The sequence below is a fragment of the Mesorhizobium kowhaii genome (assembly GCF_003253745.1).
GTDB classification, from domain to species: Bacteria; Pseudomonadota; Alphaproteobacteria; order Rhizobiales; family Rhizobiaceae; genus Mesorhizobium; species Mesorhizobium kowhaii.
Genome location: NZ_MZXV01000032.1, coordinates 940,838 through 964,267, shown reverse-complemented (window position 1 = coordinate 964,267; position 23,430 = coordinate 940,838). Strand labels below are relative to the sequence as shown.

The window sequence follows — 23,430 nt, the reverse complement described above, 5'->3', positions numbered from 1 at the left end:
GACGCGTCCTGCCTTGCCTTAGGGTCCAAACTCAATCAGCGGCTGCCGCCGATGGCCGAGATGGGGGGAGACATTGCCTCTAGGCAAAAACCAGACGGGAATTGTAATTGGCAATGGTATGCGCCAGCGATCTCGGACTTACTCCCTGATTGTTCATCTGATCGGGGTTTGCCCCGCAGCTAATGAGAACGGTAGTGCACTCTGCACGCCCGCAAACTGATTTTCCCACCTGAGTTAAGGCGCCCCGTCGTCAGTCCAGCGCACCACTTTTCAGCACGCCCCGTTCCTTCCACTGGCTCAGTGGAAAAATGTCCGGTGCGCCGCCCATGGCCGCATACCAGGAGTCCACCACCCATTGGGTCCCGCCACGATCACTTATCACCGCCGTCCAATGGGGATAGCGTCCGTCGACAAACAGGCCGCGCGAGGCATTGTCCTCGACCTTGTGAAACGTGAGCAGTTTTCGCTCGGCAAGATAGACCAGCAGCGTATGCGTATTGGTCGATTCGTCGACACAATCCATCTGGCCCCTGATACGCGATGCACCGAATTCCGACTGCGGCAGGTCGCGGACACCGGTGGCCCGGAAAATGCGCTGGTCGAAATAGCGGACAGCCTTCGAAATGGCGGAACGTTCGGCACGGGCTGAACCCGCGCCCGCATGCAAGATAGAGCGGAAACGAATGTAGTCGCCGGACCCAAGCACAATCATGGTGCGATAGTTGCAACCATAGCCGTGGCATATGGAGATCGGCTTGGAAGCCGTCGCGGCCAGTTCGCTCGCGACCGCCGGTCCGCCAACGGCAAGGATGACTGTCAAAAGTGTTGCTCTGGCAAAGACTTTGAAACTTGCGTCCATCCCCGATCATAGACAAGTGCGGCAGAATGAGAACCACATTACCAGAGGCATTGCGGGCGGATAAGTTCGGATGGCCGCTATGGGGATCGACCTCAGTCGTTCAGCGTGATTGGGTTTTGACCCTAGAGCAATTCCAGGAAAAGTGTGAAACGGTTTTCCGTCCGGAATTGCGTCGAAACAGGAGATAGAGCGGTTCCGCGTTTCCTTGAAACGATGAACCGCTCTAGTGTCGGCTTACGACCCTCAGCGAAGGCCGCGCGATGAACACCACACCCGTCAACCCCGAAGCCCTCCACCATCATGTCAGGCGTATGGCCGGGCGCGATCCGCATGAGGCGCATCGTGTCGCGACGCCGCTCGAGCTTCTGTTCGATCTGACCTTCGTCACTGCGTTCAGCTTTGCCTCGTCCCAGTTCGCCCATGCATTGGCCGAAGGCCACTCCATGGCCGCCCTGCTCGGCTTTGCTTTCGCCAGCTTTGCCATCTGCTGGGCCTGGGTCAATTTCTCCTGGTTCTCCTCGGCCTATGACACCGACGACTGGATTTTCCGCCTCGGCACCATGGTGCAGATGATCGGCGTGCTGGTGCTGGCGATCGGCCTGCCACGCATGTTCGCCTCCATCGAACATGGCGAGCACCTCAACAATTCGGTGATGGTGCTGGGCTATGTGATCATGCGGGTGGCGATGATCTTCCAATGGCTGCGCGCTGCCCGGCAGGACCCTGTCCGGCGCCGCGCCTGCCTGACCTACGCCACCGCCATCGCGGTCGCCCAGATCGGCTGGGTGGTGCAGATCGTCGTGGATTTCCCGGTCGGCACCAGCATCATACTCGCTGGCATTCTCGGGCTCATCGAACTGGCGGGGCCGGTGATCGCGGAAGGCAAGGATGGCGGCACGCCCTGGCACGCGCACCATATGGCCGAGCGCTACATCCTGTTCGCCATCATCGCCTTGGGCGAAGGGGTCGTCGGAACGCTCGCGACCCTGTCCGCCGTGGTCGAGGAGCAGGGCTGGACCCTGGATGCGGCGCTGGTCTGCATCGCCGGCACCGGGCTCACCTTCGGCATGTGGTGGGTCTATTATATGCTGCCGTCAGCGCCGATCCTGCATGCCCATCGCAATCGCGCATTCATCTGGGGCTATGGGCAGATGCTGATTGTCGCCGCCATCGTCGCGACCGGCGCCGGGCTGCATGTCGCGGCCTATTTCATCGAGCACAAGGCGCATATCGGCGCGCTTGAAACGCTGCTTGCCACCGCCATTCCCGTCACCGTTTTCCTGGGGATGGTCTATGCGCTCTACACCTATCTTGTGCAGCGCTTCGACCCGTTCCACATCTGGCTGCTGCTCGCGACCGCGGCGGTCGTGGCGCTTGCCATCCTCGCCGCACTTGCCGGCGTCGACATGGCGATCTGCCTGATCATCCTGATGCTGGCGCCGGCCGTCACCGTCGTCGGCTATGAAATGCTCGGGCACCGCCACCAGGCGGAAGCGCTCGCCGGCGACGAGCACTCGGCATCACACTAGCCGGTTGCGATTGCCCGGCGGACGTCTAACCGTGCGGCATTCGCTCGAATGTCTGCAACGAGGGATCAATCGTGTCCCACGCATGGCCGCGGATAGTGTATGTGACCACCTGCGGGTTGAATTGGCTGGGGTCGTCAAGGCTGGTCGCGTTGACCGCGATCAGGTCCGGCATTGCGACGAATGTCAGGTAGACCGGCGTTCCACAGGTCGGGCAGAAAGCGTGGACCTTTTCGTTGCCGCTGGCGCCCGCCACCCGCCAGGTGCTCGCCTCGCCGGTGATTGTCATATCGGCCCGCCGGCCGAAGGTCAGATAGGATCCGTGGCCGGTGCCTGCGCGCTTCTGGCAGTCGAGGCACTGGCAGTGGTTCTGGAAGATGGGCTCGCCGCTGGTTTCATAACGGATCGCACCGCATGCACAGCCGCCGATATAGCGCTTGGTCATTGTCGTTCTCCACTGGCCTGGTTCTGCATGATATCGCAGGGCATCAGGCCGATTTCGGCTTGGCGAAAAGGTCGATGCCGCTGCCAGTTTCGAGGAAGGATTTCATGCTGGACAGCACGGCCGGCCAACCCTGGCTGATGCCCTTCGCCATGCCGCTGCCGGCTTCGAGTTCGTCATGGGTGACGGTCAGCCGCACCATGGTGTCGTATTCCTCGATGCCGAACGTCACCCGGCTGTATTGTGACGGATCGTCCGCCTGCGAAGCGTTCGCCCAGGTCATGACGAGACGGGTCGGCGGCGATATCTCGACGACCTTGCCGACGAGTTCGACGGTCCGCTCGTCATTGGCGCGGATATGCTCCCATTTCGATCCCGGCTTCCAGTCGGAGACGTTCTCGTGGCCCCAGTAGCGTTTCGCGATATCAGGCCTGGTTATGGCCTCGAACACTTTTTGCGGCGTCGATCTGATGTAGGTCACGTAGACAAAGCTGGTCGTCTCTCTGGTCATTGGTCCTCTCCTTCGAGTTCTTGCTTCAGATCGTGCAGCAGGATGAGCCGCTGCCGTTCGAATTTCCGCACCCACCGCTCGTAGACTTCGTGCAGCGGCACGGGGTTGATAAAATGCAGTTTTTCCCGGCCGCGCTTGACCGTGCTCACCAGATTGGCTGCCTCCAGCAGGTCGATGTGCTGGGTGGCGGATTGCCTCGCCATGTCCAGGTTTTCGCAAAGCTGGCCGAGCGTCTGTCCGTTCTTCTCGCAAAGAAGGTCAAGCAGCCTTCTGCGTGTCGGGTCGCCCAGTGCCTTGAAAACCTTGTCAGCGTCCATCAGCCTCACTCGTTCGTTTGTGAGGCTATAATATGCAGGTAAATACCTGCATGTCAACTGGCAACCAGCGCCGTCGCAATTCGCTCGGGCGAAGGCTACTCAGGCTCGGCAGTCGATTGTTGGATGGGCCGTGCGCCGGCCGTATAGCGGTCGTTATCGAACGGCTATGCCCGGCCGTCGGCCAAGGCATAGTGAAACTGCCTCGCCCTCAAGCGGATCGGAGCCCTGCTTGGCGGGGCGAAGCTAAGGGGAAAGGAACCTTCAGCGCGTCGTCTGACGCGCCGCCAGGCTCGGGTCGATGATCTCGATGGATCTCAGATGCCTTCGACGAGCACGATCTCGCCGTCGGCGACCTTCTGGCGGATGGCGACCGCGCGCTGGTATTCCGGCGAGTGGTAGCAGTCATGCGCCGCGGCGAGCGATTCGAACTCGATGACGACGTTGCGTGCGCGCCCGACACCCTCGGCCAGCTCATGCGCGCCGCCGCGCGCCAGGAATTTCGCGCCGAAGCGCTCGAAGGCAAGCTTCGCAGCCGCGACATACTCCTTGTAGCCTTCGGCATCGCGCACATCGACGCGGGCGATCCAATATCCCTTCGGCATTTTTTTCTCCTGTTTCTGTCCGTGCAGGCGAGGGTCAGTTTTGAAATTCGCTCCGGCGAGACGGCTGGGGTGTTTTCGGGGTCACCGCAGGTGACGAGCGGAGCGTACTTAAAGTACGTGAGCACCGGAAGCGCAGAAAACGCCGTCAGACGACCGCCGGAGTAGAGTTTCAGAACTGGTCCTCACGCTGAGCGCATTTCGGCGAGGATGGCTTCGGCTGCTTCTCGTCTGTTGGCCGACGCGACGACCGGTCGGCCAACGACGAGATGGCTGGCGCCGTTGCGGATCGCTTGTGCCGGCGTCACCACGCGCTTCTGGTCGCCATGGTCGCTGCCCGCCGGCCGGATGCCGGGCGTCACCACCGCCATGTCGGGCCCGACGATGCGGCGCACCGCTTCGGCTTCCGCGGCCGAGCAGACGATGCCGCCCATGCCGGCATGCAGCGCCTGTTCCGAGCGCCGCAGCACCAGCGTGTGCGGGTCATACTCATAGCCGACATCGATCATGTCCTGCTCGTCCATCGAGGTCAGCACGCTGACCGCGAGCAGGCAAAGGTCGCTGCCCCTGGCCGCTTCCACCGCCGCCGCCATCGCCTTTGGATAGGCGTGGATGGTCAGCATGGTGACGCCCATCTTGACGATGTTCTCGACGCCCTTGGCCACCGTGTGGTCGATGTCGAGCAGCTTCATGTCGAGGAAGACTTTTGTCCCGCCGCTGGCCAGTTCCCTGGCAAAGTCGAGCCCGCCGGCAAAGGCCAGCTGATAGCCGATCTTGTAGAAGGAGACGACGCCGTCGAGTTCGCGCACCGCCCGCTCGGCCTCCAGCACCGTCGGCACGTCGAGGCCGACGATCAGTCTTTCTTGCATCGATTGGGCCTGCATGGATTTTGTCCGCATGGTATCGGCGATCACGCCCCGATCCGGGTCGACAGCATGCGCGAGGTTTCGATCAGCGTGCGGCATAGGTGCTCCATCGATTTGTACAGTCTTTCGTCATGGAAATTGCCGCCTTCGTCGAAGGCGTTGCCGCCCTCCGGCACCGAGCATTCCGGCGTCACCACCTCCATCTGGCAACGCACCAGCACGGCGCGTAGATGGTTGATGCAGCGGATCCCGGCAAAGTGCCCATTGGAGGACGAGCAAAGGCCAGCCACCTTGCCGGCCAGCGGCCTGACCGGCCGGCTGCCATCCCTGCGCACCCGGCTCACCCAGTCGATCGTGTTCTTGAGCAGCGGCGGGATGGAGCCGTTATATTCGGGCGTGGCGATCAGCAGCCCATCATGGGCGATGATTAGACGGCCGAGTTTCATGGCGTTTTCGGGAACGCCCTTTTCCTTTTCCAGATCCTCGTCGAGGATCGGCAGCGGATAGTCGGCGAGCGAGATGCGGGTCACCTCGGCGCCTTGCATGGCGAGCTCCTTTTGCGCCACGTCGGCGGTCCTGCCGCTATAGGCGCCGCTGCGCACCGAGCCGGCGAAGACGAGGACTTTCGGGATCACTGCCATTGGCCAACCTTGTTCCCGGACAGGTACAGCCAGAGGCGGCTCAAATCAACGCACCGGCCCAAAAATCAAAACCGATTTTGGCGGCACATGCGTGAAGGGTGTGTTGAGAGTCAGGTCAGGCCGAGCCGAAAATGGTGGCTTACGAGAACCGGAGCGGAGCGTACTTTTCGTACGTGAGCACCGGAAGCGCAGGGAACCGCCGTTTGCAGGCCGGCCTCACCTGAATATCGGCACACCCTAATGCGCCTCGCGCCGATAGATCCACAGCTGCGTCGGCGGGATGTTGCGGAAGATGAAATCGAAATGCTTGACCGTGTAGTCGCCACGGCCGGCCGGGATTGGCGACATCGGGCCATAGGTCAGCTGCACGATCGGCCGTCCGGCCGGGATACGGTCGAGCAGGCTCTCGATATAGGCGATGCGCTGGGCGACCGGAAAGTTGAGCAGCGGCACGCCGGAAACGACGGAATCGAAGATCATCCCGCTCTTCTCGCCAAGCGTGGCGTTGAGGTTGAAGGCATCGCCCTCGATGACGTTGACGCCGGGATAGAGTTGCCGCAGGTGGCGGACGAAATCGGTGGAGTATTCGACCGCGTAGAGATTTTCGGGCCGCACCCCCTGGGCCAGGATGGCGCGGGTGATGACGCCGGTGCCGGGACCGACCTCGAGCACCGGCAGGCCGGATTTCGGATTGACGATCGAGGCCATCTTGCGGGCGGTGATCGAACTCGTCGGCACGATCGAGCCGACCGTCTTCGGCTTGTCGATCCAGCCCTTGAAGAATTTGAGCTCGTCGTCGAACTTTTCGGCAAGCGCCTTCCGCAGTCCGGGACGTGTCATGCAAGCTCTCCTCAGCACTCCCCCCAAGTTACTTAACACTTGAGCGCCGCAAGGCAAGGCGCGACCAGACGCATGTCGTGGATAAGATAAGTTTCGTCGCGTCTCAAGACGCGACGCATTTCACGGAATCACCCGACATGCCTTGGGTTCTTGATCTATGCATCAACGCTCGCCGAAGGATTCGAAGAAATCCTTCATGCGGGCGAAAAACCCACTCGATTGGGGCGAATTGTCCTGCGATGAGAGCTGTTCAAACTCCTCCAGCAGCTCGCGCTGGCGGCGGCTGAGGTTCTGCGGCGTCTCGACCGCGGTCTGGATATAGAGGTCGCCGACATTGGGCTGGCGCAGCACCGGCATGCCCTTGCCCTTGAGGCGGAACTGGCGGCCGTTCTGGGTGCCTTCCGGCACCTTCACCTTGGTCTGCGTGCCATCCAGCGTCGTCACCTCGAAGGAACCGCCAAGGGCGGCCGTCGTCATCGAGATCGGCACCTTGCAATAGAGATCGGCGCCGTCGCGCTGGAAGAACTCGTGCGGCTTGACCGCCAGGAAAATATAGAGATCGCCCGACGGTCCGCCGCGCAGGCCGGCCTCGCCCTCATTGGCAAGGCGGATGCGGGTGCCGTCCTCGATGCCGGCCGGGATGTTGACCGACAGCGAACGCTCTTCGGTGACGCGGCCCTGGCCGGCGCATTTCGGGCACGGGTCCTTGATGGTCTGGCCGCGCCCCTGGCATTGCGGACAGGTCCGCTCGATCGAAAAGAAGCCTTGCGTGGCGCGCACCTTGCCGTGGCCGTTGCACATCGAGCAGGTGACAGGCTGGGTGCCGGGCTTGGCGCCGCTGCCCGAGCATTCCGAGCAGGAGATCGACGCCGGCACGCGGATCTGCGCGGTCTTGCCGGCAAAGGCCTCTTCCAGCGAGATTTCCATATTGTAGCGCAGGTCGGCGCCGCGCTCGCGGCCGCCCGACGAGCGGCGCTGGCGCCCGCCCATCATGTCGCCGAAAATATCCTCGAAAATGTCGGCGAAGCCGCCGGCGCCAAAGCCTTGCGCGCCGCCGTTCATGCCGCCCTGCTCGAAGGCAGCATGGCCGAAGCGGTCATAAGCCGCGCGCTTCTGCGGGTCCTTCAGTGTCTCGTAGGCTTCGTTGATTTCCTTGAACTTGTGCTCGCAGGAATGATCGCCGGGATTGCGGTCGGGATGGAACTGCATGGCGAGCTTGCGGAAAGCGCTCTTGAGCTCCTTCTCGTCGGCGCCTTTCTGGACGCCCAGCGTTTCGTAGAAATCAGCTTTCATTTTTTCCCGCTGTCCGGATACTCAACGTCTTGATGCATTGTTGTGTCTTTTGCCGGCACTGACGTTTCGATTTAGGTGCGATGGAACCGCGATGCCAGTGTCGACGCGGCTTTGCCGGCAATTTTTTGGCGAGGTCCGCTGTTTTTCTGCAAGGGGTTGCAAAAAAGCCCGGCCATGCGCCGGGCTTTCAGCATTATCTTGCCGTCAAACGGTTCAGGCCGACTTCTTCTTGTCGTCGTCCTCGTCGATTTCCTCGAAATCGGCGTCGACCACGTCGGAGTCCTTGGCGGCATCCGCCTTGGCGTCGGCTTCCGCCGCTTCCTTCTGCGAGGCCTCGTACATGGCCTGGCCAAGCTTCATCGAAGCCTCGGCGAGCGCCTGCGACTTGGCCTCGATGTCGGCCGCGTCGTCGCCTTCGGCCGCAGCCTTCAGCGCCGTGATCGCGTCTGATATCGCCGTGCGGTCGGCTTCCGAGACCTTGTCGCCATATTCCTTCAGCGACTTCTCGGACGAATGCACCAGCGCCTCGGCCTGGTTGCGGGCCTCGACCAGCGCACGCCGCTTCTTGTCGCTCTCGGCATTGGCCTCGGCGTCCTTGACCATCTTCTCGATGTCGGCGTCCGAAAGCCCACCCGATGCCTGGATGCGGATCTGGTGCTCCTTGCCGGTGCCCTTGTCCTTGGCCGAAACATTGACGATGCCGTTGGCGTCGATGTCGAAGGTGACCTCGATCTGCGGCACGCCGCGCGGCGCCGGCGGGATGCCGACCAGGTCGAACTGGCCGAGCGCCTTGTTGTCGGCGGCCATTTCGCGCTCGCCCTGGAAGACGCGGATGGTCACGGCAGACTGACTGTCCTCGGCCGTCGAGAACACCTGGCTCTTCTTGGTCGGGATCGTCGTGTTGCGCTCGATCAGCCGCGTGAACACGCCGCCCAGCGTCTCGATGCCGAGCGACAGCGGCGTCACGTCGAGCAACAGCACGTCCTTGACGTCGCCCTGCAGCACGCCGGCCTGGATGGCGGCGCCGAGAGCGACGACCTCATCCGGGTTGACGCCCTTGTGCGGCTCCTTGCCGAAGAACTGCTTCACGATCTCCTGGATCTTGGGCATGCGGGTCATGCCGCCGACCAGGACGACTTCGTCGATTTCGCCAGCCTTCAGGCCGGCATCCTTGAGCGCCGCCTTGCAGGGGTCGATGGTGCGCTGGACGAGGTCGTCGACCAGCTGCTCGAACTTGGCCCGCGTCAGCTTCAGCGTCAGGTGCTTCGGCCCGGTCGCATCGGCGGTGATGAAGGGCAGGTTGATTTCGGTCTGCGTCGTCGACGACAGCTCGATCTTGGCCTTTTCAGCCGCCTCCTTGAGGCGCTGCAGGGCCAGCTTGTCGTTCTTCAGGTCGATGCCCTGTTCCTTCTTGAACTCGGCCGCCAGGTACTCGACCAGGCGCATGTCGAAATCCTCGCCGCCGAGGAAGGTGTCGCCATTGGTCGACTTCACCTCGAACACGCCGTCGCCGATCTCGAGCACCGAAATGTCGAACGTGCCGCCGCCAAGGTCATAGACGGCAATGGTCTTGCCATCCTTCTTGTCGAGGCCGTAGGCGAGCGCGGCAGCGGTCGGCTCGTTGATGATGCGCAGCACTTCCAGGCCGGCGATCTTGCCGGCGTCCTTGGTCGCCTGGCGCTGGGCGTCGTTAAAATAGGCCGGAACGGTGATGACCGCCTTCTCGACCTTCTCGCCGAGATAGGCTTCCGCCGTTTCCTTCATCTTCTGCAGGATCATGGCCGAGATCTGGCTGGGCGACTGCTTCTTGCCGCCGGCCTCGACCCAGGCATCGCCATTGTCGCCCTTGACGATCTTGTAGGGGACAAGCTTCTTGTCCTTCTCCGTCACCGGATCGTCATAGCGGCGGCCGATCAGGCGCTTGACCGCGAAGATGGTGTTTTCAGGATTGGTGACCGCCTGGCGCTTGGCCGGCTGGCCGACGAGACGTTCGCCGTCGCCGCTGATGGCGACGATGGAAGGCGTCGTGCGCGCGCCTTCCGCATTCTCGATCACCTTCGGCTCCTTGCCATCCATGATGGCGATACAGGAGTTGGTGGTGCCGAGATCGATACCGATTACTTTTGCCATTTTTCTAGTCTCTCCGCTAAGCAGGCTCTCAGGACCCGTACAGGCGTTCCGACGAAAGCCCCTGTTCACAAGAAATTCCGTTCCGGCAACCGGCATACCGGCGCCGAACGGCTTGGCGCGTATATAAGAACAGGCAGCATCGCGCGCAAGCATTCTGCGCAAGGCTTCCATGAACCTTTCCACGTCCGCCTGCGACTGATGTCCAGGTGCCGCATGGTGCGGCCCGGAAAGGAAGCCCCCATGACCATTAACCCAGAGGCTCTGCGGTCTCCGGGAACAACAGGAGCTCGGCGCGACCACCGCCTTCGGGACGGGGTCGATGCGCTGGGCTTCCTGCTGATTCCGTTGACCCTGCGTAAGAGCAGGCGTATCGTCAAAATGAGGAAAGCAGACAATTCGATCAGGGAAGAACGTGCCGGACCACCGCGCCTTGCCCTGGTTTGCGCGGTAACGCCGGATGTTTCTCCCGTGGCTAACGGGGGTAGCTTCATGTCTCGCGTCCGCGGCACGTTCGTGTCTTCTCTCAACAGCGGCCTGCGCCGCGCCATGCATCCGAGCGGATTGCTGGCGCTGGCACTCACTGCCGGCCTGTGGCTGGGTAGCGCCGCGCAGGCGCAGGACACCCAGATCATCTATCCCGGCTCGATGGCGGTAACCGGATTTTCCGGTACCATCATTCCCCATTTCGACGAAGGCCTGCCGCCCGGCGTCGATCCGGTCGACGAAACCTTCATCGACACGACGCGCGCCACCTTGCGCGTGTTCGACGTCTCACATCTCGGCGGGCCGGCCGCCGGCCAGCTCGTCTTCACGCCGCCGCCCTTCGAGGTGACGGCCGAACAGATCGGCCAGGTGTTCGGCCTCACCTATGACGACGGCGTGCGCGACGGTGTCCCGTCGGGCGTTCCCAATCTCTATGCCGGCGCCACCTCGCTGCACGGCATCCGCATCGTCACCCCCGATGCCGACGACGATGGAAGGCCGGAGCGGCAGCGCCGCGGCACTGCCGGCGCTACCTTCATGGATGGCCAGTTCGGCACCGAAAACGGTGGCGGGCCGGGCACCATCTGGAAGATCGACGGCATCACCGGCCAGGTCTCCAAGTTTGCCGACATCGACACCAACAGCGGTCCCGGCATCGGCAATCTCACCTTCGATCCCATCCACCGCCAGTTCTTCGTCTCCGACCTCGACACCGGCCTGATCCATCGCATCGACGCCGAAGGCAGGCTGATCGACAGCTTCGACCATGGCGTTGCCGGGCGTCCGGCGCACGGGCTGGCTCCGGTCGCCGACGATGGTTCGGTGATGGACATACAGGGCGCGGCCTTCGATAGCGAAGACCCCGACAGCTGGGGCTACACGCAGGACGAGCGCCGCATCTGGGGCGTCTCCTATCATGGCGGCCGGCTCTATTATTCGGTCGGCGAAAAGTCGGAAATCTGGTCGGTGGGCATTGCCCGCGACGGCACCTTTGCCGGCGACCCGCGCTGGGAACTGACCGTCAAGGCCGACAAGGACTACGCCGTCACCGACATCGCCTTCGACAACAGCGGCTTCATGTATCTGGCGCAGCGCGGCCCGGTCGAAAACCGCTATGATTACAGTCAGTTCGCCGATTCCGGCAAGGGCGAGGTCATCCGCTATTGGCGCGAGAACCCGGACGATCCGGCGACGGAATCGGTCTGGGTCGAAGTGCCGCAGGAATATGCCGTCGGCTTCCCGCAAGGCAACCGGCAGTCGGCCGGCGGTCTCGACCTGCAATATGGCTATGATGCCGATGGCAATCTCGACACCTCGGTCTGCACGCAGACGCTGGTCAACACCGGCGACAAGCTGCGCGACAATCCGGCGCTCGCCGAGCAGCTCGCCGCTGGCGGGCCGCTCGCCGTGCACGGCGTGCAGATCACGCCCAAGGAGCTGGTCAAGCCAGCCAACGTGCCGCCCTTCGGCTCCTGGTTCGTCGACTTCGACGGCTATTTCGAAGACCCCGAAGTGGAAGGCCACGTCGGCGACGTCGCGGTCTGGCATCCCTGTGAAGGCCGCGCCGGCTATTATGAAGAAATCCCGGGCGGCTACCTGCCACCCTTCTATCCGCCGGACTTCCCACCGCCCGGCAATCTGCCTCCCTGTCTCGATGTCGAGGACGTCCAGTACTACTGCACGCCGTCCGGCCTCGAGGCCGATCTCTATCTCCATGACCATGCCGGCTTCGGCGGCGATTCGATCAAGGCCCAGTCCAGGACGCCAGGCGTCGGGGTGACTTCCCCCATGTCGCATGCGCCCGGCACGCCATACACGATCGGCATCACCGGCCACTATCCGGGCGACACAGTCGATGTCGGGCTCTGCTTCTACAGGAAGTCCGACAAGGACAAGGGTGGCTACTACCCTTGCTGCAAGATGACTTTGCCGCTCAGAACCCCAGCCGTCAGCTGCGAACGTTGAGGAGGGGAAGATGAAAAATCTCGCACTTTCCCCGCTCGCAACGAGCAACCAGTCAACCGTCAAGCAGTCAACCGTTTTGGAGACGATCATGAAACCCCTGTCACTCGCCAGGCGCGGCGCGCGCTGGCTGATGGCGGCCGGTATCGCGGTCGCCACCTTGACCCCGGTGCAAGGCTTCGCCGCTGAGGTCTACACCGTCATTACGGAGCCCAGACTCGACCTCGATAATCCGCGCATCATCAATCCGGAACCGGGCCGGGTCGTGCCTTTCTTCACCAAGAAGGGCACTCAGAGAGGCTGCGACTATGTCGTCTATTCCCTGAGCTTCGGCTTGCGCGGCGACCCGCAGGGTTTTGCCGACCCAGGCTTCGCGGCAAGACTGAAAAAAGCCCGGCTCGACTTCAAGGACCAGCTTCCGCATGGCCTTGAGATCGTCAACGTCAATGTGTCCGGCGACGGCACGGATTCGTCCGGCGGGCCGCTGCCGGGTGGTACAATCAGCACTTCGGCAAATCCGAACGACACGGCGACGGTTTCTGATTTCCGGATTTCCGCCTCCGATCTCGACGGCGTCGGCGCTCCCAACGAGCGCGTTATCACCTTCCAGATCACGGCCAAGATCGATCATGCGGCGTTCCCCTCGCCGACGATCGTCGACAACCAGGGCATGATCAAGGTGACCAATGGACCCGGCACCGGGATCATCATCCCGTCGCAGGATCCGAGCAAGCCCGACGACGGCGACTTCAAGACCGGGGAAAAGACCTCGATCAAGATCGACGTCACCAAGTGCAATCCGCCGCCGCCACCTCCCGGCAAGGAATGCTTCAAGGTGGAACGCGGCACGGTCGATTGCGTGCCCGGTGGCGGCGCCTTCATCTACCACATGCCGGTCGGCCCGGACATGGGCGGCAAGTGGGTGCAGGTTTCGACGACGACACCCGGCATCACCATCATCCCCGACACCCAATTGGTGCCGGCGGGCGGCGGCGTGCTCAACTGGAAGATCGTCGGCGCGTCACCCGGCGACGTCATCCACCTCATCGTCACCGGCATCGAAACCTATGCCGGCCCGGAGGAAGGCTGGGGCCTGTGCTGCACGCAGACCATCGACATCGTCATCCCGCGCGACCAGAGATGCCCGCCCAAGGACAAGGAACCGGACCTCAAGGTTGAAAAGCGCGCCGAAGTCCAGCGTTGCACGATGGGCGGCGGCTGCGACTTCACCATCAGGGTCACCAATGTCGGCACCGGTGCCTACCACGGCAAGATCGTGCTCGACGAGGTGACGCTGCCGGCCGGCTCGACGCTGGATTCAGGGCCCAATCCGCCCTGGGTCTGCGTGCCCGGCACCACCCCGATGACGTGCACCTATCCGGTGACCACGCTCAATCCGGGAGCCTTCGTCGACCTCAAGCTCGGCTTCAAGCCGGCTGGCGGCTGGCAAGGCAGCGTCCTGCGCAACTGCGCCGCCTATAATTACGCGGCCAGCGGCAAGCCGCTGTTCGGCAGCCAGTCGAACGATCGCGGCTGCGCCTCGATCCCGATCTGCCGGCGTGGCGATCGTGATCGCGACTGCCAGCCACCGGTCGACAAGAAGGTTGACCTGATCCTGAAGAAGCGTGCCCGCACCGAAGTCTGCACGGCCGACGGCATCTGCACCTTCGTGATCGACATCATCAACAACGGCACCTTCACCTACAATGGGCCGCTGACGGTGATCGACAGCTATCCCGGCGGCGCGCCGGCCTCCTCGACCTTTGGCCCGACCCCGCCATGGACCTGCGGACCGACCGGCCCCGGCCAGTTCCGCTGCGACAATGCGGGCATCTCGCTCGCACCGGGCGCCTCGACGCCGATCTTCGTCAAGGCGGTCATGCCGGCCGGCTATCAGTCCGACACGGTGGAGAACTGCGCCGAGGTGAAGGCCATTCCTGGTGAAAACGACCTCACCAACAACAGGGCCTGCGCCAAGGAACGCATCCGTCACCCCAATGGCGGAAAGCCCGCCCTGCGCATCACCAAGGTGTGCAGCGGCTCGCTGGCCGGTGCTGCGGTCGTCTCTTGCCGCATCACCGTCATCAATGCCGGCACGGCTGCCCCCACCGGTCCGGTGCGGGTCAACGACGCCGCCACGCTGGTGGCGGGCGGCGCGCCCGTCCAGATCCAGACCGTCACTCCCGACGGCGCGGAATGGGCGTGCGGACCGGTTCCGGCCAATGCGCTGTCGTGCCAGATTCCCGGTGCCGTCATGACACCCGGAACCAGCCGCCACTTCGACGTGACGGTTTCGGCGAACGGCGAGTTCGAGAACTGCGCGCGGGGTTCGTATGGTCCGGCCCCGGGCGACGACGTCGTCTATCCGATCGGCCAGGCCTGCGCCAAGGGCGGCGGCTCTTCGACCATCCGCGTCGAAAAGACCGGCGACCGCGAATGCAAGCTCGGCCAACCCTGCTCGTTCGAGATCACCATCACGAACGATGGGACGAGCCCCTTCTCCGGTCCGGTTCGCATCGGTGATGCGATCGGCGTGGAGGGTCTTGGCAGGCTGGACGGCGTTGCGATCACCTCGATCGATCCGCCCTTCGGCTGCTCGCCGGAGCCGGCGACCTTGCCGCTGTCCTGCATCGCCAACCTGACGCTCGGCGCCGGGGAAAGCCAGGCACACCATGTCACCGTGGTCATTCCCGACGACGGCCGACTGGCCAATCTGCGGGGCAACGTCAACGGCCAGAACTGCGTCGGCGTCCTGTCTCCCGACACACGGGTGCAAGGCGGCGACGTGCTCCCCGGCGACCAGGCCAATGTGCAGGGCGATCGCGGCAAGGCCTATGCCTGCCACCCCTTCATCATCACGCATGAGGTGAAGAACGAGTGCTCGCAAGGCTTCGTCATGAACGATGCCGGCCGGTGCGTCTGCCCGGCAGGCACCACCTTCCGCAACGGCCAGTGCTCGCCCGGCGGTGGTGTCATCGTCGAGCCAAAGCCGAAGCCCTGCGTGCTGCTCGAAGGCCAGATCCGCACCGAGGACGGGCGTTGCGTCTGCCCACGCGGAACCGGGCTTGAGAACGGAAAATGCGTCAAGACCGACAAGCCTGACCAATGCACCATCCGCGGTCAGGTCCACAACTCGGACGGCGATTGCGTCTGCCCGAGGGGTACGGAAGTCAGGGACAATGCCTGCCGTCCGATCCGGCCGAAGCCCGAGCAGTGCACGATCCGTGGCCAGGTCCACAATGCCGATGGCGATTGTGTCTGCCCGAAGGGTACTGAAGTCAGGGGCAATGCCTGTCGTCCGATCCGGCCAAAGCCTGAGCAGTGCACCATCCGCGGTCAGGTCCACAACTCGGACGGCGATTGCGTCTGCCCGAGGGGTACGGAAGTCAGGGACAATGCCTGCCGACCGATCCGGCCGAAGCCCGAGCAATGCACCATCCGTGGCCAGGTCCACGACGCCAACGGCAATTGTGTCTGCCCGAGGGGTACCGAGGTGCAAGGCAATGCCTGCCGGCGTAAACAGCCGCCAGTGCAGCAGTGCGACATACGCGGCCAGGTCCACAACAAGCGCGGCGAGTGTGTCTGTCCGCGCGGGACCGAGGTGATCGACGGCGCATGCCGCAGGTCCAGGCCGCAGGTGGAGGAGTGCGCACCGGGCTCGCAGATGATCAATGGCCAGTGCCAGCCGATCATCAAGCGGCGCTGCCCGCAAGGCACGATTGGGCGCTATCCAAACTGCAGGCCGATCCGCGGGCAATTGGAACCAGGCCTGCTGAACCCGAACGTCCTGCAGCAGCTGCTTCCGCGGCGCAAGACGCAAAGCGACCAGCAACAGCAGGACGATCCGGCTGGAAACATCCAGAACGTCAAGCCGTAACCGTCTGCCCGACACAGGTCAGAACCCGCCGGAGCAATCCGGCGGGTTTTGTTTGGATCGCGGCAACTGGGCTGGGCCAACAGGGGCGGGACGCTGCAGCGTCACGCCAGCCGGCGCAGCCGCCGGCCTGCGCACTCGACAAGTCCCCTGTGGCGCATTAGGCAGTCGATAGAGTGACCGGATGAAAAGGGCGCTCGGAAAGGCCGCACCCATGAGCAAAAAGACCTTGATCGCACCCTCGGTGCTGGCGTCGGATTTTTCCAAGCTCGGCGACGAAGTCGAAGCGGTGGTGGCGGCCGGCGCCGACTGGATCCACCTTGATGTGATGGACGGGCATTTCGTCCCCAACATCACCTTTGGCCCGCCGGTGATCAAGGCGATCCGCAACCGCACCAAGGCCTTCTTCGACTGCCATCTGATGATCGCGCCGGCCGACCCCTATCTGGCCGCCTTCGCCGAGGCCGGTTGCGACGGCTTGACGGTGCATGCCGAGGCCGGGCCGCATCTCGACCGCTCGCTGCAGACCATCAGGAACCTTGGCAAGAAGGCCGGCGTGTCGCTCAATCCGGCAACGCCGGAAAGTGCGGTCGAATATGTGCTCGACCGGCTCGATCTGATCCTGATCATGACCGTCAATCCCGGCTTCGGCGGCCAGGCCTTCATTCCGGCGATCGTCGACAAGGTGAAGCGGGTCAAGGCGCTGATCGGCAGCCGGCCGATCCGCATCGAGATCGATGGCGGTGTGTCAGCCGAAACCGCGCCGCTGGTCACTGCCGCCGGCGCCGACGTGCTGGTGGCGGGCGCCGCGATCTTCAAGGGCGGCAGCGTCGACGCCTACCGGCAAAACATTCAGGCGATCAGGACGGCTGCAGACAACGCAGCCGGCTAACCCACGGCGTTCATCCCATCCTTAAGCCCTCAGGCTGGCCAAGCGGCTCTCGTGCCGAGGTCCGTCCGGATCTGATTCGCGAAGCATCGAGCCCCGATGAGGGTCTGCGTAGATCCTCCTTTGCGCGCGATAGAAAAGACAATCGCGCGTGCACACAAGAACAGATGATTCTGCGTGCATACAAAACATGTTAAGTTTCCGAAGGTTGCAGAAATACGCGAATTTGCATCGCTGAACGGCAAAATGCCGTATATTCCTTTGTGCTTAAGTACAATAGCGCGATCTTCTGCTTGAGCCTCTGAGGCCAGACGCGATATGGTACGTGTACGAAGGGGGATGCTTCGGACTCGAATTGCCCAAACATAATTTGGGGACAAGGAGTCGCTTTGACATACGGAGCTGCCAATCTGAACGACGACGGCGCAGGGCACAAGAGCACGCTTGCCAGCACGGTCTATCACCAATTGCGGGATGATCTTCTCGGTGGAGTTCTTGAAGCCGAGAGCAAGCTGCGGGTCGAATGGGTGGTTTCCAAATATGGGGCTGGCGCTTCCCCTGTCCGCGAGGCTCTCAACCGCCTCGCCTCGGAGGGGCTTCTCGGCCGGCACGACCAGCGCGGCTTCTTCATCATGCCGGTCAGCGCGTCGGAGCTCGAGGAGCTGACGCGCACTCGCTGCTGGCTTGAGGAGCGGGCGCTTCGCGAATCCATCGCGCACCGCACCGCCGAATGGGAAGAACAGCTCGTACTGGCGCTGCATCGCCTGGGGCGTGCGTCGCGTCTTTCGCCGCAGAACAACTTTTCGCTCAATCCGGATTGGGAGAGGTTGCACCGCATCTTCCATCGGGTCCTGATTTCGGCCTGCCGGTCGCAATGGCTGGTGGGGTTCTGCGAGCAGCTTTCCGATCACGCCTATCGCTATCGGCAAATGGCAAGTGACGGCGAAAGCGTCCAGCGCGACGATTTCGGCGAGCATCGGCTGATCGCCGAATGTGCGCTGGACGGTAATGCCGACGGTGCCGTTGAAGCACTGATCAATCACTACCAGTTGACCGCTGCCATGTGCATGGAACGCTTCCAGCGAGGCGAAGGTCCAAAGGCGGTCGCCGGCAAGGCCGAACGCGCCCGGCGATAGCGTCGTTTCCCGGCAGTCTTTTGCGGCCATTGCCCGCAACCCGTTGGCGCGACGGGTGAACCGCGGTCTTGACGGCGCGGCCAAGAACCGCGAACGCTCGCCGCCAATGCATGCCACTCGAAAAGCGTGCCCAGCGCCGCCGTTTCCGCCACCCCCAGGAAGACTTTATGAGCAACCATCTGTTCGACGCGTTCCGTTCCCGGATGCCGGCGCCCGGGCGCCTGCTGATGGAAACCGATGACGGCCGCTCGCTCACCTATGGCGATATGCTGGCGCGGTCGGCGCAGCTCGCGCATGCGCTCTTGCAACTGGATGTCGAGCCCGGTGACCGGGTCGCCGTTCAGGTCGAGAAGAGTCCCGAAGCCGTCCTGCTCTATCTCGCCTGCCTGCGTGCCGGTGCCGTCTTCCTGCCGCTCAACACCGCCTACACACTGGCCGAGCTGGAGTACTTCTTCAGCGATGCGGCACCACGCCTGGTCGTCTGCGATCCGGCCAGGGCGGCCGACATCGGCGCACTGGCGGAAAAATCGGGCGCCATCACCGTCACGCTCGGTCGCAATGGCGAGGGATCCCTGACGGATCAGGCCTCGCGGCTGCCGGCGGACTTCCACGATGTGGCGCGCGGCGGGGACGATCTCGCGGCGATCCTCTACACCTCGGGAACGACCGGCCGCTCGAAAGGCGCCATGCTCAGCCACGAGAACCTCGCTTCGAACGCGCGGGTGCTGGTCGACCACTGGCATTTCACGGCCGACGACGTGCTGATCCACGCGCTGCCGATCTTCCACACCCATGGCCTGTTCGTCGCCACCAACGTCGTCCTGATGGCCGGCGCCTCGATGCTGTTCGAGCAGAAATTCGATCCGGCTCGCATCGTCTCGCTTTTGCCGCGCGCCACCGCCCTGATGGGCGTGCCGACCTTCTACGTGCGCCTGTTGCAACAGGATGGGCTGGATCGTCAGGCGGCAAAAAATATCCGCGTGTTCATCTCCGGTTCGGCGCCGCTGCTGGCCGAGACGCACAAAGCCTGGCGCGCGCGCACCGGCCACGCGATCCTCGAACGCTACGGCATGACCGAGACCAACATGAACACCTCGAACCCCTATGACGGCGAGCGGCGCGCCGGCACGGTCGGCTTCCCCTTGCCGGGCGTCGCGCTTCGCATCGCCGATCCCGACAATGGCAGGCCGCTTGCCCATGGCGAGGTCGGCATGATCGAGGTCAAGGGTCCGAACGTCTTCGGCGGCTATTGGCGCATGCCGGAGAAGACCAAAGCGGAATTCCGCGCCGACGGCTTCTTCATCACCGGCGATCTCGGCATCGTCGACGCCGACGGCTACGTCCACATTGTCGGCCGCGGCAAGGACCTGATCATTTCCGGCGGCTACAACATCTATCCGAAGGAGCTCGAAAGCGAGATCGACGCGCTTGACGGGGTTAGCGAAAGCGCTGTCATCGGCGTTGCCCATCCGGATTTCGGCGAAGGCGTCACCGCTGTCGTCGTGCGGTCGCCGGCATCGAACATCACCGGAGCCGAAATTCTCGGCGCCATCGCTGAACGCGTCGCAAAATACAAACACCCGAAACGGGTGATCTTCGTCGACGAACTGCCGCGCAACACCATGGGCAAGGTGCAGAAGAATCTTTTGCGCGATGCCTACAAGGGTCTCTACACATCCTAGGGCTGGAAGTGCGCAGGCGTTTCGTCAGCCCGGGTACAACAGCTCCACGACATGCTCGGCGATCGCCAGGCTTGACGTCAGGCCGGGACTTTCGATGCCGAACAGATTGACGATCGGGCCGGCGCCATGGTCGGCCGGTCCCTGGATCATGAAGTCGGCCGCCGGCTGGCCCGGGCCGGACAGTTTCGGCCGGACGCCGGCATAGGCCGGCTGCAGGGCGCCGTCGGCAAGATCGGGCCAATAACGCCTGATCTCGTCGTAGAAGGCCTCACCACGGGTGGGATCGACCGTATAATCCACGCTGTCGATCCATTCGACATCCGGGCCAAAACGCGCGCTGCCGGCAAGATCGAGGGTCAGATGAACGCCGAGGCCGCCATGAACCGGCACGGGATAGATCAGTCGCGAAAAGGGCGACCGTCCGGAGAGTGAAAAATAGTTGCCGCGCGCCAGCCATCGCGGCGGAACAAGGTCTTGCGGAAAGCCTTCGATGCGGCCGGCGAGCGCCTGCGCATCGAGGCCAGCGGCGTTGACAAAGGCGCCGGCCTGCAGGGCGAAGGTCCCGCCATTGGCATCGCGCGTGTCGATCCGGATCCCATCGGCTTCGATAGCCGCTCCGGCAACGGATGTGAGGAAGGCGAAGGATGCACCGGCGGCCTCGGCGTCGCCGCGCAGCGACAGCATCAGTGCCTGGCTGTCGATGATCCCGGTCGATGGCGACAACAACGCGCCGGCGCATTGCAGCGCGGGTTCGAGGCTTTCGGCTTGTGCCCGTGTCAAAACTTCGAGATCGCCGACCCCGCAACTTTGCGCGTTGGCCCGGATCGCGCCCAGCCTTTCCAACTGGTCGGGTTCGACGGCGACGATCAGCTTGCCGGTGCGGGCATGGGCAACATTGTGCTCGCGGCAATAGGCGTAGAGCCGCGCGCGGCCTTCGACGCAGAGCCGGGCTTTCAGGCTTCCTGGCGTATAATAGAGTCCGGCATGGATGACTTCGGAATTGCGTGAACTGGTGACGGTGCCGATCGCGCCGGCCTGTTCGACCACCAGCACCTCGCGGCCCGATAAGGCAAGCGCCCTGGCGATGGCGAGCCCGACGACACCTGCTCCCGCAATGACGCAATCGACGTCATGCATGGCCTGACATCACCTCGCGCTATCAGCTGAAAAAACTCTTTCGCCGCTGATCCAGACGTTTCTGATGTCGAGATCGTCAGACAGCGCAATGATATCGGCCGCCGTGCCGTTGGCGAAGCGCCCGAGCCGGTGCGACTGGCCGATCGCTTGCGCCGGATAGAGCGAGGCCATGCGCAAGGCCTCGGAAAGCTCCACCCCGACGACGCGGTGGATGAAGCGCACGGCCGAGATCATGTCGAGATCCGCACCCGCCAGCGTGCCGTCGGCGAGCCGCAGGCTGCCATCCCTGCGATAGATGGTGCGGCCGTTGAGCGTGAACGAGGTCATGTCGGTACCGATCGTCGCCATGGCGTCGCTGACCAGCACGATCCGGGCCGGTCCCTGCTTGGCCCGCAGCGCGATCTTGATGGTGGCGGGATCGACATGGATGCCGTCGGCGATGATGCCTGCGGACAACGTGCCGATATCGATAGCCGCACCCGCCAGCCCGGGCTCGCGGTTGCCGATCTGGCTCATCGCGTTGAACAGATGGGTGACCATCGAGGCGCCGGCCGCGGCAAAGGCGCTGGCCGTGGCGTAGCCGGTGTCGGAATGGCCGAGGCTGACGATGATGCCGGCCTTGGTCAGCGCCGAGATACGCGCCGGTACGACGGATTCCGGTGCGATGGTGGTGAGCAGCACCGGCAGTTTCTGCCGCGCCGCGATCAGCATCGCCTGGTCGGCGTCAAGCATCGGCCGGATCAGCGCCGGATCATGCGCGCCCTTGCGGGCAATCGACAGATGCGGGCCTTCGAGATGCAGACCGAGGAAACCCGGCAGCTTCTGCAGCGTCGCTGCTTCGCCGGCAGCGACAGCGGCGGCGGTGATGGCGGGCGTATCGGTGATCAATGTCGCCAGCAGCGCCGTGGTGCCGAAGGGCGCATGCGCCCGGCAGATGGTTTCGAGCGAGGCGACATCGGGGTGGTCGTTGAGCATGACGCCGCCGCCGCCATTGACCTGGACGTCGACAAAGCCTGGCGCCAGCATGCCGCCGCCGGTCTCGACGACGCGGATATCGGAGGGAATGGCGCCGGCGGGCAAAATGGCCTCGACGAGGCCATCGAGCACCACAAGCGCGTGGCCGTCATGCCAGTCGTCGCCGTCGAAAATGCGGGCGCCAGTCAGGGCAAAGCGGTCGCTCATACGGTCTCCGTCACCTTGCGAAGATTGCGCGGCGTGTCCGGATCGAGGCCGCGATGGCGGGCAAAGGCCTCGACGAACATGTAGAAGGAGACGATCAGCGTCAGCGGATCGGTCAGCGGATGGCCGGTGGCGACATGCGGCAGGCGCACGGCGCGCTGGGCAAGTGCGGACGTAACGAAGACCGGTGCGCCCTTGGCCGCCAGGCTGTCGGCGGCCTCGGCGACGGATGGCTCCGATGCGTCACGCGCAGCCAGCGCCAGCACCGGAAAGTCCGGGCCGATCAGCGCCAGCGGGCCATGCATGACTTCGGCCGCGCTGTAGGCCTCGGCATGCATGCCGCAGGTTTCCTTGAACTTCAGCGCCGCCTCGTTGGCCATCGCCGCCGACGGGCCGCGGCCGAGGATGAACAGCGATTTCTGCTTCTCGATCGTTTCGGACAGCACCGTCATCCAGTCGCAGGCGATCGCCTTGCGGAAATGTTCGGGCAATTCGAAAAGTGCAGCCAGCAGCGCCTCGTCGCCGGTGGCATGCGCCATCAGGGCGAGGCCGGCGACGGCGGAATTGATGAAGGTCTTGGTCGCCGCCACGCTGCGCTCCGGCCCGGCCAGGATATCGATCGCATAGTCCGAGGCGCGCGCCAGCGGCGAATCAGCGGTGTTGGTGATGGCGATGGTCAGCGCGCCACCGGACCGCGCGGTTTCGGCCATGGCGACGATGTCGGGGCTCTTGCCCGACTGCGAGATCGCCAGGCAGGCCGAGCCGCCGAGCCTGAGCTCGGCTCCATAGATCGAGGCGATCGAGGGACCGACCGAAGCGACGGCCAGGCCGGCGGTCAGCTCGACGGCATATTTCATGAAGGTGGCGGCATGGTCGGACGAACCGCGCGCCACGGTGACGACGAACTGCGGGTCGCGTTCGCGGATGCCGCGCCCGGCTTCGGTCAGGACGGCGCCGGAGCCGTCAAGCAGGCGGGCGACGGCCAGCGGGATCTCCTCGATCTCGCGCCGCATATGGGTCATCTCAGTCGACATGGTCGGCTCAGTCGACATGGTCGGCTCTGT

Annotated in this window: 19 protein-coding genes; 6 read left to right on the top strand and 13 right to left on the bottom strand. The window is 63.7% G+C overall.

Translation table 11 applies throughout. The features are described from left to right. Positions 1-250: 250 nt before the first annotated feature. Positions 251-859 carry a hypothetical protein gene (locus B5V02_RS17455; protein WP_245445949.1) on the bottom strand — a complete coding sequence of 203 codons (609 nt, stop codon included), beginning with the start codon at positions 857-859 and terminating at the stop codon, positions 251-253. 260 nt (positions 860-1,119) lie between these two features. Here B5V02_RS17455 and B5V02_RS17450 point away from each other — a divergent pair, with 260 nt between their 5' ends. After that, positions 1,120-2,388: a low temperature requirement protein A gene (locus tag B5V02_RS17450; protein WP_208647086.1), complete on the top strand. Its 1,269-nt coding sequence runs from the start codon at positions 1,120-1,122 to the stop codon at positions 2,386-2,388. A gap of 25 nt (positions 2,389-2,413) precedes the next feature. On the opposite strand, the gene B5V02_RS17445 is transcribed toward B5V02_RS17450, so the two are convergent. The 9 genes from B5V02_RS17445 to dnaK form a co-directional block, all read right to left on the bottom strand. Beyond that, entirely contained in the window at positions 2,414-2,830 is a 417-nt protein-coding gene (locus B5V02_RS17445) for a GFA family protein (protein WP_111545320.1), read from the bottom strand. A 43-nt stretch (positions 2,831-2,873) separates the two neighbouring features. Continuing rightward, complete coding sequence (locus B5V02_RS17440; RefSeq protein ID WP_111545319.1) at positions 2,874-3,338, bottom strand: SRPBCC family protein; 465 nt, start codon at positions 3,336-3,338, stop codon at positions 2,874-2,876. Further along, positions 3,335-3,655 (bottom strand): ArsR/SmtB family transcription factor, encoded by a 321-nt coding sequence (locus tag B5V02_RS17435; RefSeq protein WP_111545466.1) that lies wholly within the window; start codon positions 3,653-3,655, stop codon positions 3,335-3,337. The genes B5V02_RS17440 and B5V02_RS17435 overlap by 4 nt, the downstream gene beginning before the upstream one ends. A gap of 314 nt (positions 3,656-3,969) precedes the next feature. Then, positions 3,970-4,257 (bottom strand): DUF1330 domain-containing protein, encoded by a 288-nt coding sequence (locus B5V02_RS17430; protein WP_111545318.1) that lies wholly within the window; start codon positions 4,255-4,257, stop codon positions 3,970-3,972. A 182-nt stretch (positions 4,258-4,439) separates the two neighbouring features. Beyond that, the gene (gene pyrF / locus B5V02_RS17425; protein WP_167458539.1) at positions 4,440-5,153 is read right to left on the bottom strand and encodes an orotidine-5'-phosphate decarboxylase; all 714 of its coding nucleotides are present in this window, start codon (positions 5,151-5,153) and stop codon (positions 4,440-4,442) included. A gap of 11 nt (positions 5,154-5,164) precedes the next feature. Then, a complete protein-coding gene (locus tag B5V02_RS17420; RefSeq protein WP_111545317.1) occupies positions 5,165-5,761 on the bottom strand; it encodes an NADPH-dependent FMN reductase in 597 nt (198 codons plus the stop codon). Between the two features lie 237 nt (positions 5,762-5,998). After that, positions 5,999-6,601, bottom strand: coding sequence for a phospholipid N-methyltransferase PmtA (gene pmtA / locus B5V02_RS17415; RefSeq protein ID WP_111545316.1), 603 nt, complete (start codon positions 6,599-6,601; stop codon positions 5,999-6,001). A gap of 162 nt (positions 6,602-6,763) precedes the next feature. After that, complete coding sequence (dnaJ, locus tag B5V02_RS17410) at positions 6,764-7,894, bottom strand: molecular chaperone DnaJ (RefSeq protein WP_023765366.1); 1,131 nt, start codon at positions 7,892-7,894, stop codon at positions 6,764-6,766. A gap of 213 nt (positions 7,895-8,107) precedes the next feature. Beyond that, entirely contained in the window at positions 8,108-10,024 is a 1,917-nt protein-coding gene (gene dnaK / locus B5V02_RS17405) for a molecular chaperone DnaK (RefSeq protein ID WP_111545315.1), read from the bottom strand. A gap of 213 nt (positions 10,025-10,237) precedes the next feature. Between dnaK and B5V02_RS17400 the strand changes: the two genes are divergently transcribed. From B5V02_RS17400 to B5V02_RS17380, 5 genes are all read left to right on the top strand, one after another. Then, positions 10,238-12,472 (top strand): NHL repeat-containing protein, encoded by a 2,235-nt coding sequence (locus B5V02_RS17400; protein WP_167458517.1) that lies wholly within the window; start codon positions 10,238-10,240, stop codon positions 12,470-12,472. Positions 12,473-12,482: 10 nt separating this feature from the next. Then, positions 12,483-16,346, top strand: a complete 3,864-nt coding sequence (locus B5V02_RS17395; RefSeq protein WP_111545313.1) for a DUF7929 domain-containing protein — start codon at positions 12,483-12,485, stop codon at positions 16,344-16,346. Positions 16,347-16,557: 211 nt separating this feature from the next. Further along, the gene (gene rpe, locus B5V02_RS17390) at positions 16,558-17,235 is read left to right on the top strand and encodes a ribulose-phosphate 3-epimerase (RefSeq protein WP_111545464.1); all 678 of its coding nucleotides are present in this window, start codon (positions 16,558-16,560) and stop codon (positions 17,233-17,235) included. A 386-nt stretch (positions 17,236-17,621) separates the two neighbouring features. Continuing rightward, positions 17,622-18,368 carry a GntR family transcriptional regulator gene (locus B5V02_RS17385; RefSeq protein ID WP_111545312.1) on the top strand — a complete coding sequence of 249 codons (747 nt, stop codon included), beginning with the start codon at positions 17,622-17,624 and terminating at the stop codon, positions 18,366-18,368. Between the two features lie 167 nt (positions 18,369-18,535). Further along, positions 18,536-20,050, top strand: a complete 1,515-nt coding sequence (locus B5V02_RS17380; protein ID WP_111545311.1) for a malonate--CoA ligase — start codon at positions 18,536-18,538, stop codon at positions 20,048-20,050. 24 nt (positions 20,051-20,074) lie between these two features. Here the strand turns inward: B5V02_RS17380 and B5V02_RS17375 are convergent, their stop codons facing one another. From B5V02_RS17375 to B5V02_RS17365, 3 genes are read right to left on the bottom strand one after another with little or no spacing between them, the layout of a single operon-like run. Continuing rightward, positions 20,075-21,187: an NAD(P)/FAD-dependent oxidoreductase gene (locus tag B5V02_RS17375; RefSeq protein ID WP_111545310.1), complete on the bottom strand. Its 1,113-nt coding sequence runs from the start codon at positions 21,185-21,187 to the stop codon at positions 20,075-20,077. A 9-nt stretch (positions 21,188-21,196) separates the two neighbouring features. Further along, the gene (gene nagA / locus B5V02_RS17370) at positions 21,197-22,369 is read right to left on the bottom strand and encodes an N-acetylglucosamine-6-phosphate deacetylase (RefSeq protein WP_111545309.1); all 1,173 of its coding nucleotides are present in this window, start codon (positions 22,367-22,369) and stop codon (positions 21,197-21,199) included. Next, positions 22,366-23,400, bottom strand: a complete 1,035-nt coding sequence (locus B5V02_RS17365; RefSeq protein ID WP_167458538.1) for an SIS domain-containing protein — start codon at positions 23,398-23,400, stop codon at positions 22,366-22,368. Before B5V02_RS17365 ends, nagA begins: the two co-directional genes overlap by 4 nt. Positions 23,401-23,430: the final 30 nt, after the last annotated feature.